The following is a 14207-nucleotide window of genomic DNA, read 5'->3' on the forward strand; positions in this document are numbered from 1 at the left end:
TGATGGCTTTTAAACGCCCTGAATCTGTGCTGGTGGTTATCTGTGAGCAGGAAACGGGGCGTGTTCTCATGTTACAGCGCCGTGACGATCCTGCTTTCTGGCAGTCCGTCACCGGCAGTCTGGAACCGGGAGAAACTCCCCGCGATGCCGCATTGCGGGAAGTAAAAGAAGAAACCGGTATTGATATCCTTGCGGAGGGACTGCGGCTGACGGATTGTCAGCGCACCGTCCGCTATACCATTTTTCCGCATTTCCGTCACCGGTATGCACCGGACGTGACGCACAATACGGAACACTGGTTTGTGTTATGCTTACCCGCGCTGAAAGCGGTTCCCTTAACGGAGCATCTGGCGTATGAGTGGTTACCGGCAGCGGATGCCGCCGCGAAAACTATCTCACCCAGTAACGGGGAAGCAATTGAAGAATTCGTTCGTCAGTGTGTTCTTCCGCAGTGACAGCGGATTTAAATGAATGAACGTCGTAAGACTTAATCTGGAGATTAGAGAATGGCAGGTCATAGTAAATGGGCCAACACCAAACACCGCAAGGCCGCGCAAGATGCGAAGCGCGGTAAAATTTTCACGAAAATCATTCGTGAATTAGTCACGGCGTCGCGCATTGGTGGTCCTGATCCTGCATCTAACCCACGTCTGCGTGCGGCAGTGGATAAAGCGTTAGCAAACAACATGACCCGCGATACCCTGAACCGTGCGATTGCACGCGGAGCGGGTAATGATGAAAACGATAACATGGAATCCATCGTATACGAAGGTTACGGCCCGGGCGGTACTGCTGTGATGGTGGAATGTCTGACGGATAACCGTAAACGTACGGTTTCTGATGTGCGCCACGCGTTCACCAAAACCGGCGGCAATCTGGGAACCGATGGCTCCGTCGCTTATCTGTTTACCCGCAAAGGTATCATTTCCTATGCACCGGGTCTGGATGAGGATGCGGTGATGGATGCGGCGCTCGAAGCCGGTGCTGAAGACGTTGAAACCTTTGACGACGGCGCTATCGACGTTTACACCGCCTGGGAAATTCTGGGTGATGTCAAAGACGCGATGGATGCAGCCGGTTTCAAAGCTGAATCTGCCGAAGTATCGATGATCCCGTCCACCAAAGCGGATCTGGATGCGGAAACCGCACCAAAACTGATGCGCCTTATCGATATGCTGGAAGACTCTGACGATGTGCAGGAAGTCTACCACAACGGCGATATCTCAGACGAAGTTGCAGCGCTGCTGTAATTTCCGTCACTCACTCCGCAGAGGATGCGCCGCTGTGCGCATCCCTCTGTTTTCGTCCTTTTTTCCTGTTGTGACAATACGGTCCTCCTATGGCAATTATTCTCGGTATTGACCCCGGCTCGCGGGTGACCGGATATGGTGTTATCCGCCAGCAGGGACGGCGTTTGCTGTATATCGGCAGCGGCTGTATCCGTACACAGGTGGATGATCTCCCGTCCCGTCTGGGCAAAATTTACGCCGGTGTCAGTGAAATCATCACCCAGTATCAGCCGGATTGTTTTGCTATCGAACAGGTCTTTATGGCCAAAAATGCTGATTCTGCCTTGAAGCTGGGACAGGCCCGTGGGGTGGCGATTCTGGCAGCGGTGAATAATAATCTGCCGGTATTTGAATACGCGGCGCGCCAGGTGAAACAAACGGTCACCGGTACCGGGGCGGCGGAAAAAGCCCAGGTACAGCATATGGTGCGCTCGATACTGAAACTCTCGGCGGCACCGCAGGCAGATGCGGCGGATGCGCTGGCGATTGCTATCACTCACTGTCACTTTAACCAGAATCTGGTGCAGATGGGGCAACCACGCTTGGTGATGGCACGCGGACGGCTGAAAGAGTAACCGGTGTCGCAGATACCCGGGATTTTCTGATGGCTGGATATACGTCCAGCTTTTTTTATGCTATAAACAGGCTCTGCCGCAATCATAAAGGAGACGCGCGTGATCGGTCGCTTAAGAGGTATTGTGCTGGAAAAACAGCCGCCTGTCGTATTACTGGAAACCAATGGTGTGGGCTATGAAGTTCATATGCCGATGACCTGTTTCTATGAATTGCCGGATGCCGGTCAGGAAGCCATTCTGTTCACCCAGTTTATTGTGCGGGAAGATGCACAGTTACTGTACGGCTTTAATGATAAGCAGGAACGCGCACTGTTCCGTGAATTAATCAAAGTGAACGGTGTCGGGCCGAAACTGGCACTGGCGATCCTTTCAGGTATGTCTGCGCAGCAGTTTGTGGCGGCGATTGAGCAGGGTGCAGTGGCACAGCTAATCAAACTGCCGGGCGTGGGCAAGAAAACTGCCGAGCGTCTGGTCGTGGAAATGAAAGACCGCTTCAAAGGGCTTAACGGCGACCTGTTCCGTGATGCGGAAATGTCGCTCCCGGCCAGTCAGCAGTCGGGTAACAGCCAGGCTGATGCGGAATCTGAAGCCATTGAGGCACTGATTTCCCTGGGCTATAAACCGCAGGAAGCCAGCCGCATGATAGCGAAAGTCTCCAAAGCCGGTTCAGACAGCGAAACACTGATCCGCGAAGCACTGCGCGCCGCGCTGTAATAATAAAAACGATGATGACACAACGGGGTGACAGGTCATGATTGAAGCTGACAGACTGATTACGGCGGAAACGCTGCCGGATGATGAGGTGGTGGATCGCGCTATCCGGCCGAAATTACTGGCGGAATATGTGGGTCAGCCGCAGGTCTGTTCACAGATGGAAATCTTTATCGAGGCTGCCCGTCAGCGCGGGGATGCACTTGACCATCTGCTGATTTTCGGCCCGCCGGGGCTCGGGAAAACCACACTGGCGAATATTGTCGCCAATGAAATGGGTGTTAATCTGCGCACTACCTCCGGGCCGGTGCTGGAAAAAGCCGGTGATCTGGCGGCCATGCTGACCAACCTCGAACCCCACGATGTGCTGTTTATCGATGAAATCCACCGCCTTTCTCCGGTAGTGGAAGAAATTCTCTATCCGGCGATGGAAGATTACCAACTGGATATCATGATCGGGGAAGGGCCGGCTGCCCGTTCCATTAAAATCGACCTGCCGCCGTTTACCCTGATCGGTGCCACCACCCGTGCAGGCTCTCTGACATCACCGCTGCGGGACCGTTTCGGGATCGTACAGCGGCTGGAATTTTATAATACGGACGACTTGCAGCATATTGTCAGCCGCAGTGCCCGCTATATGGGGCTGGATATCTCGGATGACGGTGCCCGGCAGATTGCCATGCGCTCACGCGGCACACCACGTATCACCAACCGTTTGCTGCGCCGTGTGCGGGATTTTGCCCAGGTGAAAGGTGACGGCGGTATTGACGGGCTGATTGCCGGTCAGGCTCTGGATATGCTGAATGTGGATTCCGCCGGGTTTGATTACCTGGATCGTAAGTTGCTGGTCACCATTATTGATAAATTTATGGGCGGCCCGGTCGGGCTGGATAACCTGGCTGCCGCCATCGGCGAAGAGCGGGAAACCATTGAGGATGTTATCGAGCCTTTCTTAATCCAGCAGGGCTTTATTCAGCGGACACCGCGCGGACGCCTTGCTACCGCACATGCCTATCGTCACTTTGGTATTGATCACAGCGGAAACGATTAAGAACCCGGACATCAAACCTTATGGTAAACATAATATGTTTACCATTTTGCCCATGTAATAATTAAATGGCTTTTTTGGGGATTAATCCGGGAGGATATCTCTGTAATTGGTTGTTTTTCGACATTTAAAAATTGGCATGCATCGTCTGAACCCTGTAATGTAAAAAGGAGGATTTCGTTAAAGGGAAAAGGAACTGACTATGCGTGTTCATTTTATCATTCATGACTATTTTGAAGCACCGGGCGCTTACGAATATTGGGCAAGGAAGAACAATTACGATGTCACGTTCACCCGTCTGTATGAAGGTGACAAGTTACCTGACAGCATCAGCGGAATTGATTTCCTGATTGTGATGGGCGGGCCGCAAAACCCGGAAACCACCACGGCGCAATGCCCTTATTTTGATTCCAAAAAAGAGCAGGCGTTTATCGCCGATGCCATCAATTCAAATAAAGTTGTCATCGGGGTCTGCCTCGGGGCACAGCTTATCGGTGAAGCATTAGGCGCGCCGTATACACAAAGTCCGGAGAAAGAGTTCGGCAAATTCACCATTCATATGACCAACGCCGGAAAACGCAGCCGGCTGTTTTCTCATTTCGGCGATTCGCTGGGTGTGGGCCACTGGCATTACGATATGCCGGGATTAACCGAAGGTGCGCAGATTATCGCTTTCAGCGCCGGTTGTCCGCGTCAGATTATTGAATACACCAAACGCGTTTACGGCTTCCAGTGCCATATGGAACTGACCCGCGATGTGGTGGAATACCTGATCCTCAACGGCGAAAATGATCTGAAATCTGCCGCCGGATTCCGTTTTGTTGATACACCAGGTGCTATCCGCAGACACAGCTACAGTGAAATGAATGAAAAACTGATCACATTTCTCGACAAGCTGGTGCTGAGTGTGAATCCGGTGAAACCGAAAGTGCGGACAAAATCAGAAACAGCGTAATAACGCGGTATGACCGGAAGTAAAAAGCCCTGAAAATCAGGGCTTTTTACTGTATATACAATTAATTGCGTGGTTTTACCAGCAGGCTGAGAATAAAGCAGCAGGCGGCGCACAGCACAACAGACGGACCCGCCGGAGTGTCATAAAAAGCGGAGAAGGTTAATCCGCCGGTGATGGAAATCATCCCGGTGACAACAGCACCCGCAGCCATCTGTTCCGGTGTCCGCGCAAAACGGCGGGCAGCGGCGGCAGGAATAATCAGCAGAGAGGTGATAATCAGCGCTCCGACAAATTTCATGGCAAGGCCGATGGTCAGTGCGGTGACCAGCATCAGCATCATCCGCAGTCTGCCCGGATTGATACCGTCAACAAACGCCAGTTCCGGGCTGATGGTCAGAGAGAGCAGATTACGCCACTGCCACATCAGCAAGCCGGTCACGATAGTCACACCCACGGCAATCGGCAGCAAATCTTCATAGGTCACTGAGAGCAGGTCACCGAACAGATACGCCATCAGATCCACCCGCACATTCGACATCAGACTGACCACCACCAGACCGAGAGACAGCGCACTGTGCGCCATAATACCCAGCAGAGTATCTACCGCCAGTTGCGGACGGCGTTCAAGCCAGACCAGCAGCATAGCCAGAATCAGTGTCACGGCAATCACGGCATAAAACGGACTGACATTCAGCAGCAGGCCAAAGGCGACCCCGAGCAGTGAAGCATGCGCCAGCGTATCTCCGAAATAGGACATCCGCCGCCAGACCACAAAGGAGCCGAGCGGACCGGCCGCGATCGCCAGTAAAATTCCGGCGAGCCAGCCCGGTAACAATAATTCAATCATGGCGGCACTCCGGGGCGGATTTTACAGAGGCATCTGCCGGGGCGTGATTCCCGCAGCAGGGGGCAGAAGGGGATAACACTGCACTGCCGTTTTCATGGCTGTGATTATGATGATGACGGTACACGCCGATCTGTGTGGCGGCCCGGGTACCGAACATGGCGGTAAACTCAGGATGGGCGGCCACCACATCCGGCTCGCCGGAGCAGCAGATATGCCGGTTGATACACAGCACAGTATCGGTTTTTGCCATTACCAGATGCAGGTCGTGAGAAACCATCAGTACCGCGCAGTTCAGTTCATCGCGCAGCCGGGTAATCAGGTCATACAGCGCAACCTGGCCGTTGACATCCACACCCTGAGTCGGCTCATCCAGCACCAGCAGCTGCGGCCGGGCGAGCAGGGCACGGGCCAGCAGCACCCGCTGCATCTCCCCGCCGGAAAGCCGTTGCATCGGTTTTCCGGTCAGATGTGCGGCATTGACGCGCTCCAGTGCCGCGAGACACTCGCCCTTGCTGACACCGCGCTTCAGACGCAGAAAACGGGCCACCGTCAGCGGCATTGTCGGGTCGAGATAGAGTTTTTGCGGAACATAGCCGACAGTCAGACCCGGTGTGCGGGTGACGGTGCCGGACGTCGGTTCGGTAAGGCCGAGTACCACGCGGACAATGGTCGATTTCCCCGCGCCGTTCGGCCCGAGAAGGGTGATGATTTTCCCGGGGGATAATGTAAATGAAATGTCCTCGAGTACCGTATTGGCACCAAAAGCGACAGAAACATCATTTACCGCGATAAGTGTTGACATGACAAATTATTATCTTGCAGAATGAATGAAACGTTATAATATAACATTATCGCAATCATGTCACGGAGTTTCCATTATGCAGCACCAGTCACGGCACGGAATAAAAACAGCGTTTATTGCCACATTTTTGAGTCTGACCGCACAAACCGCCAGCGCAGATGTGTTAACATCAGTACGTCCTGTCGGGTTAATCGCCGCTGCGGTTGCAGATGGCGTCACGGACACACAGATTTTACTGCCGGATGGTGCTTCGCCGCATGATTATGCACTCAAACCGTCTGATCTGAAAAAAATCCGTTCAGCGGATTTGGTCGTCTGGGTCGGGCCGGAGCTGGAAACCTTCCTGCAAAAGCCGCTTTCAGCTGTTCCGGAGCAAAAACAGATCGTTATCAGCGAACTTGAGTCTGTTAAACCTTTTCTGCTGAAAAATGATGAAGATGATGACCATGATGAGGACGGGCATCACCACCACGGTGAGTACAATATGCACCTGTGGATGTCGCCGGATATTGCCCGGCAGACCGCTCAGGCAGTGTATAATAAACTTCTGGTGAGTTATCCGGATAAAAAATCTGTGCTGGACGTAAACCTGCGTAAATTCAATGGACAACTTACTGAAACTGAGAAGAATATTGCTCAGCAGCTGGCACCGGTAAAAACACGCGGGTATTTTGTTTTTCATGACGCCTATGGTTATTTTGAAAAACGTTTTGACCTTTCGCCTTCCGGGCATTTTACGGTCAACCCTGAAATTCAGCCGGGTGCGCAGACACTCAATAACATCAAATTAAAGCTGGCTGAGCAAAACGCCTTGTGTGTGTTTGCTGAGCCGCAGTTCAGGCCGGCAGTCATTAAAGCGGTGGCCAAAGGGACGAACGCGAAGATGGGCGTCCTTGACCCGCTGGGCAGCGGAATTGCAGTGGATCGGGACGGTTATACCAACTTCCTGTCACGGTTATCAGCACAGTACGCATCCTGCCTGGAGCAATAAATAAGGAACAGAACGCGTGCAATTGCAGCAACTGGCAAAATCCGCCGTTCTGGTATACAACCAGTTACCCAAAGCGCATCGCATGATGCTGGGGATGTTAACTGCCGCAACACTGGGTGTCGCTGTCTGGCACCCGTTTGCTGTATATCATGAGCGGAATGCTGATAACGAACAATATATTGAAACTGATTTTGCGCCACCTGCTGACACCTCCGGCACGCAGGCAGGAACCGGCACGGATACTGATACCAACACTGACGATATTATCACCGACAGCAGTGACCAACTGCCGGATGAAGGCCTTGCCAAAGAGTCTGATGATATCGACGAAGCCTCCCCGACTGACACCGTTATCCCGACATCACTTGAATACACTGTTGCCAGTGGCGACAGCCTATCTGCTATCCTGACACAGTACGGGATAGATTCCTCTGATGTGGCTTTATTATCCAATCAGTACAAAGGGTTGCGTAACCTGCAAATCGGCCAGACCCTCGCCTGGGAACTGAATGACGACGGCGAACTGAAATCCCTGAGCTGGGTGGTGAACCGCCGTGAAACCCGTACCTATGTCCGCAGCGGCAACGGATTCAAAGAAACCAAAGAGATGCGCGAAGGTGAATGGCAGACTAAACGCCTGACCGGCAAAGTCAGCGGCAGCCTGAATGCCAGTGCATCAAAAGCGGGATTGACCCGCAGCGAAGTGCGTGATATTTCCAAAGCGTTACAGTGGCAGGTGGATGTCCGTAAAGTGAAAAACGGCGATCGCTTCACGGTACTGACCTCCCGTGAAATGCTGGACGGCAAACAGGAACAGAGCCAGATGCTGGCGGTGCGTCTGCATACTAACGGACGTGATTATTATGCATTCCGCGCCGAAGACGGCCGTTTTTATGATGCCAAAGGCGACGGACTGGAGCGCGGTTTCCTGCGTTTCCCGACCACCAGACAATTCCGTGTTTCCTCACACTTTAACCCGCGCCGTGTAAACCCGGTCACCGGGCGTGTTGCCCCGCATAAAGGGGTGGATTTCGCGATGCCGGTCGGCACACCGGTGCTGGCAGTCGGCGACGGGGAAGTGGTTGTGGCGAAATTCAGTGGTGCGGCGGGCAACTTTGTGGCAATCCGTCACGGTCGTCAGTTCACCACCCGTTATATGCACATGCGTAAACTGCTGGTTAAACCGGGCCAGAAAGTCAAACGCGGTGATAAAGTCGGGTTATCCGGTAATACCGGGCGCTCTACCGGTCCGCATCTGCACTTTGAAGTCTGGAACGGACAACAGGCGGTGAACCCGCTGACAGCAAAACTGCCGCGTTCCGGCGGGCTGACCGGCAAAGACCGTACCGGCTATCTGGCACTGGTCAAACAGTACCGGCCACAGCTGACACTTGATTAATCCTCTCATTCCGGCGGCGGGTGCACAGACACCCGCCTGCCGCATTCTCAGTGTACAGAATTTTAATGTACTTCTGATTTCAGATAATCAATAATAATAGATCACGGTATTTATAATATCATGATAAATAAGCTTAATTTAATACGGGTATCCCTCTGTGTATAAAGAAAACGATACAGACAGCAAAGCGGGCTATATCCCGACATTTCACCGCCATTACCTGCACCCGAAATACTGGGGCATGTGGGTTGCGGCAGGCGCACTGGCCGGTCTGAGCTACCTGCCGGTTAAATTACGTGACCCGATGCTGGCCGGTGCGGGCCGGATTGCCGGGCGTTTTGCCAAAGGCGGACGCCGCCGGGCGCTAATCAATCTGTATTACTGTTTCCCGGATATGCCGAAAGCGGAGCGGGAAAGGATCACAGATGAAATGTTTGCCAGTGCACCGCACGCCTTTGTGATGCTGGCGGAATTGTGCCTTCGCAATCCGCAGCGGGTGATTTCCCGCACGCAGGTTCACGGGCAGGACATTATTGACGCGTTACAGGCAGAAGGGCGCAATATCATCTTTATGGTGCCGCACGGCTGGGCGATTGATTTACCGGCGATGTTGTTTGCCGCGCAGGGAAATAAAGTGGCGGGCATGTTCCATCACCAGAAAAACCCGGTGGCGGATTACCTGTGGAATAAAGCCCGGGTTCACTTCGGCGGACGTCTGCACTCCCGCGAGGCCGGTATCAAACCGTTCATTGCCAGTGTGCGTAATGGTTTCAGTGGATATTATCTGCCGGACCAGGATCACGGCGAAGAGCACAGTGAGTTTGTGCCGTTTTTCAGCACCTATAAAGCCACACTCCCTGCTATCGGGCGGCTGATGAAAGTGTGCAAAGCGGCGATTGTCCCGCTGTTTCCGGTGTACGATCATAAAAATCACCAGTTCCATATTCACGTCCGCCCGCCGATGGATGACATTGACGGTCAGGATGACCCGTATATCGCCCGCCGCATGAACGAAGAAGTGGAAGCCCTGGTGCGGCCGAATATCGAACAATACACCTGGATTCTGAAACTGCTGAAAACCCGCAAAGACGGCGAAGAAGAGCCGTATAAAATCTATAAACACAAAGAATTGCCCTGAGACGGGGCATAAAAAAAACCGCCCGTCATCCGACAGGCGGTTTCATTTTTATCTGAAGAAAATCACTTCACTTCAAGAATACGGCTGGTATTGGTGCTGCCGACCAGGCCCATCTGGTCGCCCTGGGTGACCATGACCAGGTCGCCGGTGCACAGATAGCCTTTTTCTTTCAGGCGGCTGATAGCTTCGGTGACTGCGGCCAGGCCATCGGTGTGGGTGCTGCAGAATACCGGGGTGACACCACGGTACAGTGAGCACTGATTCAGGGTTTTTTCATGGCGGGACATGGCGAAGATCGGCAGGCCGGAGCTGATGCGGGACATCATACGCGCGGTACGACCGGATTCGGTCATGGCAATAATCGCTTTCACGCCGTTGAGGTGGTTTGCCGCGTACATGGTGGACATCGCGATTGCTTCTTCAGGATTGTCGAAGGTCATATCCAGACGGTGTTTGGAGATATTCACATTCGGCATTTTCTCCGCACCCAGGCAAACCCGCGCCATTGCTTCCACGGTTTCCGCCGGATACTGGCCAGCAGCGGTTTCTGCAGAGAGCATTACTGCATCGGTACCATCAAGCACGGCGTTTGCCACGTCCATCACTTCCGCACGGGTCGGCATCGGGTTAGTGATCATGGATTCCATCATCTGGGTTGCTGTGATCACGACACGATTCAGTTGACGGCTGCGACGAATCAGCTTTTTCTGGACGCCGACCAGCTCCGGATCGCCGATTTCAACACCGAGGTCACCACGTGCGACCATTACCACATCGGATGCGAGAATGATTTCATCCATCACCTGATCAGTGGCGACCGCTTCGGCGCGTTCGACTTTGGAGACAATCATTGCCTCACAACCGGCGTCACGGGCGAGACGGCGGGCATAGTGCAGATCTTCCGCGCTGCGCGGGAAGGAGACAGCAAGGTAATCAACATTAATACGGGCTGCGGTTTTGATATCTTCTTTATCTTTTTCTGTCAGCGCATCAGCAGATAACCCGCCGCCGAGTTTGTTGATACCTTTATTATTAGAAAGCAAACCACCGACAGTCACTTCGGTCATGATTTTAGTGCCTTTGACATCCAGCACTTTCAACTGCACACGGCCATCATCGAGTAACAGAATGTCATCCGTCACCACATCTTCCGGCAGTTTTTTATAGTCGATCCCGACGTGCTCACTGGTGCCTTCGCCTTTGCCCAGTTCCGCATCCAGAATAAATTTATCGCCGACATTCAGCAGAACTTTATTGTCTTTAAAGGTGGACACACGGATTTTCGGCCCCTGGAGATCACCCAGGATAGCCACCTGCACGCCGAGGCGGGCAGCGATTTCACGAACTTTATTCGCACGTTCAACGTGGTCGTCCGGGCTGCCGTGAGAAAAGTTCATACGAACCACATTGGCACCGGCACGGATGATTTTTTCAAGGTTGTTATCGCGATCGGTGGCGGGGCCCAGGGTCGTTACGATTTTCGTTCTTCTGAGGCGTATTGACATAAATTACTCCGTTGACCTGAATAAGGTGAAATGGTGTTGATAAAAACTCCCCGCCGGGAAAATCGCTCCCGGCAGGAAAGTGTAAAATCGATTCACTCCTGTCTGATTATCGCGTATTTAAAATAAAAATCGAGTCAGCAAACGCAAAACAGTGAGTCAGACGTTATCCTACCATCGGTTATATTACTAATTCGTGATGGTCATTACACCCGGCAGCAGGAAATGTGTCAAATTGACACAAATGGTTAAAAATCAACGGAGTTTATCGATTCGGGAGTCTTTCAGGGCTTCTTTTACCCGGCGCAGGTTATCGCGGAATTTGGGGCCGCGGCGCAGGGTAAAACCGGTGGCGAGGACATCAATAATCGTCAGCTGTGCCAGACGGGAGATCATCGGCATATAAATATCGGTGTCTTCCGGCACATTAAGAATGATGGTGAGAGAGGCTTCCGCCGCGAGCGGCGAGTTCTCGGAGGTGATGGCGAGCACTGTGGCATCATTTTCACGGGCGATACGGGCGATTTCAACCAGGTTTTTTGTCCGGCCGGTGTGGGAAATTAAAACCACCACATCACCTTCGGTGCTGTTGATACAACTCATGCGCTGCATCACCACATCGTCGGAATAAATCACCGGGATATTGAAACGGAAGAATTTATTCATCGCGTCATGGGCGACCGCCGCAGAAGCACCCAGGCCGAAAAAGGCGATTTTCCGGGCTTGTGTCAGGCAATCCACGGCGCGGTTGATGGTCAGCATATCGAGGGTGCTTCTGACTGCGTCCAGTCCAGCCATGGCAGACTCAAAGATTTTGCCGGTGTATGCCTCAACGGAATCATTTTCATCCACATTGCGGCTGACATACGGGGTGCCGTTTGCCAGGCTTTGCGCCAGCAGCAGTTTGAAATCCGGAAAACCTTTGGTGTCCAGACGGCGGCAGAACCGGTTAACGGTTGGTTCGCTGACATCCGCCATTTTGGCGAGTGTGGCGATACTGGAATGAATGGCTATCTGCGGTGCACCGAGGATCGTCTCTGCAACTTTTTTTTCCGATTTACTCAGGTAATCCAGACTGTTACGGAGACGGTCTAAAATATTCATGCCACTGTGCCTTTTATATTGATCTGTGTGACACACCGGCCACTCTCATTTTTTGAAAATATACTACGTAAGCCCGGGCAAAGGAGAGGGGAAATCCCCCCGGATCCGGCTTTTTTTTGAAAGTTTGAGCTGTGTCTGATTTTCATTTTAGTAAGTTTGCATCAAAAAAGTAATTAAATTACAAAACAGCACACAGAAAGACCGGCGACAGAGACCTGTCAGAATGTGCGGTAACCCGCATTTATGTTTACTGGCCGGGCGCAAACGAGTACATTATTCGTTATCTCTGTAACAAAATTACAATTCCACAGCCACGAGGAGAGGTTTTCTATGGCGCTGACAGCAACGGTTCCCGCCTGTGATTTAGTCATTTTCGGTACCAAAGGCGACCTCGCACGCCGCAAGTTACTCCCGTCTTTATATCAGCTGGAAAAAGCCGGTAATATTCATCCGGAAACGCGGATTATCGGGGCAGGCCGTGCGGACTGGTCCCGTGAGGAGTATCAGAAATTTGTTGAGGATGCGTTCAATACGTTCCTCAACGAGCAACTGGATCCGGTGCTCTGGGAACGATTCAGTGCCCGTCTGCTGTTTTGTAACCTCGATGTGAATGAGACCTCTCATTTCAAAAGTCTCGCCAATATTATTGCGGAAAACAAAAATACCGCTGTTTACTATTTCGCGATGCCGCCGGGTACATTCAGCGCCATGTGCAAAGGGTTGGGCGAAGCGCATCTGAATAAAGAGCCGAGCCGTGTGGTGATGGAAAAACCACTGGGTAATGATCTGGCCTCATCACAGGCGATCAATACCGAAGTGGCGAAATATTTTAAAGAGAGCCAGATTTACCGCATCGACCATTATCTCGGCAAAGAAACGGTACTGAACCTGCTGGCGCTGCGTTTTGCCAATTCCCTGTTTGTGAATAACTGGGATAACCGTACCATCGACCACGTCCAGATCACGGTGGCGGAAGAAGTGGGGATTGAAGGGCGCTGGGGTTACTTTGATAAAGCCGGGCAGATGCGTGACATGGTGCAAAGTCATCTGCTGCAAATCCTGACCATGATTGCGATGTCACCACCGGATGACCTGACCAGTGACCGTATCCGTGATGAGAAAGTAAAAGTACTGCGCTCACTGCGGACCATTGATATCACGAATGTCCGTGAAAAAACCGTACGCGGGCAATATACCGCCGGGTTTGTTCACGGCGAAAAAGTGCCGGGTTATCTGGATGAAGAGGGTGCGAATACCGTCAGTCAGACCGAAACCTTTGTCGCTATCCGTGCGGATATCGACGACTGGCGCTGGTCTGGTGTGCCGTTCTATCTGCGTACCGGGAAACGGATGCCGTCGAAATGTTCGGAAGTGGTGGTCTATTTCAAACAGCCGTCCCTGAATATCTTCAATGAAACCTATCAGCATCTGCCGCCGAATAAACTGACTATCCGTCTGCAGCCGGACGAAGGTATTGATATTGAAGTGCTGAACAAAGCGCCGGGGCTGGATCATAAACACCGTCTGCAAACCACCAAGCTGGATCTGAGTTTCTCGGAAACGTTCAACCAGACACATATTGCGGATGCGTATGAACGTCTGCTGCTGGAAGCCATGCGCGGTATTCAGGCACTGTTTGTCCGCCGTGATGAAGTGGAGGAAGCCTGGAAATGGGTGGATTCAATTATGCACGCCTGGGCAATGGATAATGAACCGCCAAAACCGTATCAGGCAGGCAGCTGGGGGCCGATAGCTTCTATCGCCATGATGGCCCGTGACGGCCATGCCTGGAACGAAGTGGAATAATTATCCATCTGCGGTATCAGTAAAGGTAGTTAACCGGTTC

Annotated in this window: 14 protein-coding genes; 10 read left to right on the forward strand and 4 right to left on the reverse strand. The window is 52.5% G+C overall.

Annotated features, from left to right (window positions below; all coding sequences use genetic code 11):
* Nucleotides 1–2: 2 nt before the first annotated feature.
* The 6 genes from nudB to ACSBQN_RS05445 all read left to right on the forward strand — a co-directional run bounded on the left by nudB (nt 3) and on the right by ACSBQN_RS05445 (nt 4578).
* Nucleotides 3–455: a dihydroneopterin triphosphate diphosphatase gene (gene nudB / locus ACSBQN_RS05420; RefSeq protein ID WP_004237296.1), complete on the forward strand. Its 453-nt coding sequence runs from the start codon at nt 3–5 to the stop codon at nt 453–455.
* A 51-nt stretch (nt 456–506) separates the two neighbouring features.
* On the forward strand, nt 507–1250 hold the full coding sequence (locus tag ACSBQN_RS05425; RefSeq protein ID WP_004237295.1) for a YebC/PmpR family DNA-binding transcriptional regulator: 744 nt from the start codon (nt 507–509) through the stop codon (nt 1248–1250).
* A gap of 89 nt (nt 1251–1339) precedes the next feature.
* On the forward strand, nt 1340–1864 hold the full coding sequence (gene ruvC / locus ACSBQN_RS05430) for a crossover junction endodeoxyribonuclease RuvC (protein WP_004237294.1): 525 nt from the start codon (nt 1340–1342) through the stop codon (nt 1862–1864).
* A 99-nt stretch (nt 1865–1963) separates the two neighbouring features.
* Nucleotides 1964–2578 carry a Holliday junction branch migration protein RuvA gene (gene ruvA / locus ACSBQN_RS05435; RefSeq protein ID WP_024472972.1) on the forward strand — a complete coding sequence of 205 codons (615 nt, stop codon included), beginning with the start codon at nt 1964–1966 and terminating at the stop codon, nt 2576–2578.
* A 37-nt stretch (nt 2579–2615) separates the two neighbouring features.
* Nucleotides 2616–3626 carry a Holliday junction branch migration DNA helicase RuvB gene (ruvB, locus tag ACSBQN_RS05440; protein ID WP_004237292.1) on the forward strand — a complete coding sequence of 337 codons (1011 nt, stop codon included), beginning with the start codon at nt 2616–2618 and terminating at the stop codon, nt 3624–3626.
* Between the two features lie 199 nt (nt 3627–3825).
* Entirely contained in the window at nt 3826–4578 is a 753-nt protein-coding gene (locus ACSBQN_RS05445; protein ID WP_004239447.1) for a glutamine amidotransferase-related protein, read from the forward strand.
* A gap of 61 nt (nt 4579–4639) precedes the next feature.
* Here the strand turns inward: ACSBQN_RS05445 and znuB are convergent, their stop codons facing one another.
* Together znuB and znuC are read right to left on the reverse strand one after the other, a co-directional pair.
* Nucleotides 4640–5425: a zinc ABC transporter permease subunit ZnuB gene (gene znuB / locus ACSBQN_RS05450; RefSeq protein ID WP_004237290.1), complete on the reverse strand. Its 786-nt coding sequence runs from the start codon at nt 5423–5425 to the stop codon at nt 4640–4642.
* Nucleotides 5418–6227 (reverse strand): zinc ABC transporter ATP-binding protein ZnuC, encoded by an 810-nt coding sequence (znuC, locus tag ACSBQN_RS05455; RefSeq protein WP_024472973.1) that lies wholly within the window; start codon nt 6225–6227, stop codon nt 5418–5420. The genes znuB and znuC overlap by 8 nt, the downstream gene beginning before the upstream one ends.
* Nucleotides 6228–6303: 76 nt before the next feature.
* Between znuC and znuA the strand changes: the two genes are divergently transcribed.
* From znuA to lpxM, 3 genes are all read left to right on the forward strand, one after another.
* A complete protein-coding gene (gene znuA / locus ACSBQN_RS05460; RefSeq protein ID WP_024472974.1) occupies nt 6304–7218 on the forward strand; it encodes a zinc ABC transporter substrate-binding protein ZnuA in 915 nt (304 codons plus the stop codon).
* A gap of 22 nt (nt 7219–7240) precedes the next feature.
* Nucleotides 7241–8617 carry a murein DD-endopeptidase MepM gene (gene mepM, locus ACSBQN_RS05465; protein ID WP_214177240.1) on the forward strand — a complete coding sequence of 459 codons (1377 nt, stop codon included), beginning with the start codon at nt 7241–7243 and terminating at the stop codon, nt 8615–8617.
* A gap of 157 nt (nt 8618–8774) precedes the next feature.
* Nucleotides 8775–9755, forward strand: a complete 981-nt coding sequence (gene lpxM / locus ACSBQN_RS05470; protein ID WP_024472976.1) for a lauroyl-Kdo(2)-lipid IV(A) myristoyltransferase — start codon at nt 8775–8777, stop codon at nt 9753–9755.
* A 62-nt stretch (nt 9756–9817) separates the two neighbouring features.
* On the opposite strand, the gene pyk is transcribed toward lpxM, so the two are convergent.
* Nucleotides 9818–11260 (reverse strand): pyruvate kinase, encoded by a 1443-nt coding sequence (gene pyk / locus ACSBQN_RS05475; protein ID WP_004239443.1) that lies wholly within the window; start codon nt 11258–11260, stop codon nt 9818–9820.
* A gap of 252 nt (nt 11261–11512) precedes the next feature.
* Nucleotides 11513–12361: a MurR/RpiR family transcriptional regulator gene (locus tag ACSBQN_RS05480; protein ID WP_004237479.1), complete on the reverse strand. Its 849-nt coding sequence runs from the start codon at nt 12359–12361 to the stop codon at nt 11513–11515.
* Between the two features lie 330 nt (nt 12362–12691).
* Here ACSBQN_RS05480 and zwf point away from each other — a divergent pair, with 330 nt between their 5' ends.
* Nucleotides 12692–14167: a glucose-6-phosphate dehydrogenase gene (gene zwf / locus ACSBQN_RS05485; protein WP_004237480.1), complete on the forward strand. Its 1476-nt coding sequence runs from the start codon at nt 12692–12694 to the stop codon at nt 14165–14167.
* Nucleotides 14168–14207 lie beyond the last annotated feature (40 nt).

The sequence above is a fragment of the Morganella sp. B601 genome (assembly GCF_051172335.1).
Taxonomy (GTDB): domain Bacteria; phylum Pseudomonadota; class Gammaproteobacteria; order Enterobacterales; family Enterobacteriaceae; genus Morganella; species Morganella morganii.